The following is a 3,004-nucleotide window of genomic DNA, read 5'->3' as shown; positions in this document are numbered from 1 at the left end:
AGTGGCGGGGCAAGCCGGGCACGATCAGGGTCGACAATGGCCCCGAATACATCAGTGAAACGCTGCGAAAATGGGCTGAGAAGCATAAGATCACCATCCAGCACATCCAACCCGGCCAGCCGCAGCAGAACGCCTATGTCGAGCGCTACAACCGGACGGTTCGGCACGAATGGCTGGATCAATACATCATCGAAAGCATCGAGGAGGCTCAGGATCAAGCTACGCAATGGCTATGGACTTACAACAACGACCGCCCCAACATGGGCATCCGCGGCATCACACCCGCAATGAAACTGAAAATGGTCGCGTAAGTTCTACGGATGCACCCCGTTAAAAACGGGGAGATTACCCACGAACCAGCGGAACATCAGGTTATACTGCATCTGTTCCATCAACTGCCGCTCCGAGCGGACCGAAAACAGGATCTGGATCAGGCTCGCCCGGATCAACCGTTCCGGCGCGATCGAGGGCCGGCCAAAATCGGTGTAGAGCGCCTCGAACTCGGCATCGAGACTGGTCAGCGCCTCGTTGACCACCTGCCGGATCTTGCGCAGCGGGTGCCGCGCAGGGATGCGCTCTTCAAGATCGACATAGCTGAACAGCGACCCGCCCGCCTCGTCCGTCCCGCGCATCATCACCCCCACCGTTGTCGTGCAAAGGGTGAATCATGTTCCTAACTCCGGGTCGAGGGCTGACTTCTTCAGCAGCCTGTTGAACGTGTCACTTGCCCGAGGGATTCGCCTGCGTGCTTTGCACCCAACGGACCATCGGGAACAGGCGGCACCGGATGGCCGACCTCGCCTGCGGCAAGGATCGCGGTCGGAACCGCAAGGATCACGGGCCCGAAAACCTTGCCGTTCTCCGAAGCATCGCCCGCCACCGCCGCCGGATGGTCCGACATCATCGCCGGAACCACCATCGGCCAGAGGCGATGGCGCGGGGCTGCACGGTTTCGTGGCTTGACCCGGGCCCGCGGTCGGGGCAAGGCTGCGCCGCTTTCGAGGGGAGCCCCGCATGGCCAACCGCACCGCCCCGTTTTCCCGTCTGGAACGGATGATCGCCTGGCGTTACCTGCGCGGGATCGGCGCCGATGGCGGTGTCTCGGTCGTGACCTTCATCAGCCTCGCGGGCATCACGCTGGCGGTGTTCGCGCTGATTGCGACGCTGGCGGTGCGGTCGGGCTTTCGCACCGAGTTCGTCGATACCATCCTGGGCGCCAATGCGCATGTCACGGTCTATGCCAGCGCGCAGGCCGGGCAAACCGGGCGGATCGAACGCGGCATCGCCGATTACGAAGGCTGGGCCGAGCGGTTGTCGGCGGTGCCGGGGGTGGTGCGCGCCGCCCCGCTGGTGCGCGGGCAGGTGATGGTGGCGGCGCAGGGGCGCAATGCGGGGGCCGAGGTTTACGGCATCACGCTGGAAAACCTGCGCGGAATCCCGCGCGTGGCCGGCGACCAGGCGCAGATCGCGGGCGACATCGCGCGCTTCGATCAGGGCATCGCCATCGGCTCGGCGCTGGCGCGCGAGCTGGGGGTGATGGTGGGCGACCGGATCCGGCTGATTTCGCCCGACGGGGTGCGCACGGCCTTCGGCACCAGCCCGCGCATCAATGCCTATGAGGTGGTGGCGATCTTTACCGCCGGGCGCTGGGACATCGACCGCACGCGCATCTACATGCCCTTTGCCGAGGCGCAGTCCTATTTCAACCGCGAAGGCCTGGCCGACGAGATCGAGGTGATGGTGCGCGACCCGGAAGGGGTCGACGACATGGCCCTGGCGCTGATGCAGGCGGCGGGCGACCGGGCGCTGGTCTGGACCTGGCGCGATGCCTCGGGGTCGTTCCTGCGGGCGCTGACGGTCGAGGACAACGTGATGTTCGTCATCCTGTCGATCCTGGTGCTGATCGCCTCGCTCAACATCATTGCGGGGCTCATCATGCTGGTGCGCACCAAGGGGCGGGCCATCGGGATATTGCGCACGATGGGGCTGACCGAAGGCGCGGTGATGCGGGTGTTCTTTCTGTGCGGGGCGGCGACCGGGGTGGCGGGCACGCTGGCGGGCATCGGGCTGGGGGTGTTGTTCGTGCAGAACATCGACTTCGTGTTCCGGGTGGTGAACGGCATCGGGCAAGGCGGGGTGTGGGATCCGCAGGTGCGCGGCATCTATGCGCTGCCGGCGGAATTGCGGCTGGTCGATGTGCTGAAGGCGGCGGGCCTGTCGCTGGGGCTGTCGTTCGGGGTGACGATCCTGCCGGCGATGCGTGCAGCACGGATGAACCCGGTGGAGGCCTTGCGCCATGAGTGACACGGTGCTGCGGCTGGAAGGCATCGAAAAGACCTACAACCCCGGCACGCCGGCCGCGGTGCCGGTGCTGCGCGGTGCCTCGCTGCGGCTCGTGCGCGGCGAGGTGGTGGCGCTGGTGGCGCCTTCGGGGTCGGGCAAGTCCACGCTGCTGCATGTGGCGGGGCTTCTGGACAGCGCCGATGCGGGGGTGGTGGAAATCGCCGGCCGCGATGCCGGGCGCCTGCCCGACCGGGCGCGCACCGCGATCCGCCGGGCCGAGGTGGGGTTCGTCTACCAGTTCCACCACCTGTTGCCCGAGTTTACCGCCGCCGAGAACGTGATGCTGCCGCAGATGGCCGAGGGCGTGGCGCCGGCGGCGGCGCGCGCCCGGGCGCTGGACCTGCTGGGCCGCGTGGGCCTCGGGGCGCGCGCCGGGCACCGCCCCGCGCGGCTGTCGGGCGGCGAGGCGCAGCGCGTGGCCTTTTGCCGGGCGCTTGCCAACGGGCCTAAGCTGCTGCTGGCCGACGAGCCGACCGGCAACCTCGACCCCGGCACGGCCGACCAGGTGTTTGCGGTGCTGATGCAGGTGGTGCGCGAAACCGGCCTGTCGGCGCTGATCGCCACGCACAACATGGATCTGGCCGCCCGCATGGACCGGGTGGTGCGGCTGGAGGCCGGGCGGATCGTGGCGCGAGGTTGAGCCGCCGGCGCCCCCCCCCCC

The 3,004-nt window shown here is 67.8% G+C and carries 3 protein-coding genes and 1 pseudogene; 3 read left to right on the top strand and 1 reads right to left on the bottom strand.

Features of this window, described 5'->3' with window-relative positions; genetic code table 11:
• Positions 1–311 (top strand): integrase core domain-containing protein (locus tag ACK4S2_RS15690; RefSeq protein WP_409626514.1); only part of this gene is annotated, 311 nt, incomplete at its 5' end.
• A 36-nt stretch (positions 312–347) separates the two neighbouring features.
• On the opposite strand, the pseudogene ACK4S2_RS15685 reads toward ACK4S2_RS15690, so the two are convergent.
• Positions 348–632 (bottom strand): annotated as a pseudogene (locus tag ACK4S2_RS15685) (transposase); the annotation flags it as partial.
• A gap of 382 nt (positions 633–1,014) precedes the next feature.
• On the opposite strand from ACK4S2_RS15685, the gene ACK4S2_RS15680 reads away from it, so the two are divergent.
• Together ACK4S2_RS15680 and ACK4S2_RS15675 are read left to right on the top strand one after the other, a co-directional pair.
• Positions 1,015–2,304 carry an ABC transporter permease gene (locus ACK4S2_RS15680; protein WP_409626511.1) on the top strand — a complete coding sequence of 430 codons (1,290 nt, stop codon included), beginning with the start codon at positions 1,015–1,017 and terminating at the stop codon, positions 2,302–2,304.
• Complete coding sequence (locus ACK4S2_RS15675; RefSeq protein WP_409626508.1) at positions 2,297–2,983, top strand: ABC transporter ATP-binding protein; 687 nt, start codon at positions 2,297–2,299, stop codon at positions 2,981–2,983. The genes ACK4S2_RS15680 and ACK4S2_RS15675 overlap by 8 nt, the downstream gene beginning before the upstream one ends.
• Positions 2,984–3,004 lie beyond the last annotated feature (21 nt).

It is taken from the genome of Gemmobacter sp. (assembly GCF_046292685.1).
Classification (GTDB): domain Bacteria; phylum Pseudomonadota; class Alphaproteobacteria; order Rhodobacterales; family Rhodobacteraceae; genus Wagnerdoeblera.
This window is presented reverse-complemented; position numbering and strand designations above follow the sequence as displayed.